Annotated in this window: 1 protein-coding gene; it reads left to right on the forward strand. The window is 62.1% G+C overall.

Features of this window, described 5'->3' with window-relative positions:
* On the forward strand, positions 1 to 660 hold a 660-nt coding region (locus D3H34_RS33395), incomplete at both ends, for a DUF1329 domain-containing protein (RefSeq protein WP_147400632.1).

A 660-nucleotide genomic window follows, 5' to 3' on the forward strand; every position in this document is an offset into this window, starting at 1 on the left:
CGCCGATCCGCTCCGGCGAGGCGCTGATCGGGCGCCGGCAACTCGACGGAGACAAGGACCTGGGCTGGATTTATCTCACCGGCCAACGCCGGGTGCGCAAGTTGCCAAATCCTTGCTGCGATACGCCGAACCCGGCAACGGCCGGAGTGCTGGCATTCGACGAGGTCGAAACCTTCTCCGGTCGACTCGACAGGTTCGACTGGAAGCTGCTCGGCAAGCAGGAGATGTACATCCCCTATAACGGCAACAGAATGCTGCAGCCCAAGGACGTCACCACGGTGCTGGGCAATGGCTGGATCAAGCCGGAGTACATGCGCTGGGAACTGCACCGTGTCTGGGTGGTGGAGGCCACCTTGCGCGAAGGCCGGCGCCATGTGACGCCCAAGGGCCGCTACTACTGCGACGAAGACACATGGCTGTGCGCGCTGGGCGACCGCTGGGATGCGAAGGGCCAGCTTTGGAAGACCATGTGGATGTCCTCCATCGTCGCTCCCGATCTGCCGGGCACCATCGGTGTGCCGTTTGGCTATACCGATCTGCTGTCGGGCAGCGGCTATGCGGGGCAGATGCTCAACACCAAGAACGCGCAACTGCCTATGGTCAAACGTTATCCGGATGCCGTTTTTACGCCGGACTCATTGACCGGAGATAGCCTGCGTT

This window comes from Acidovorax cavernicola, from assembly GCF_003581445.1.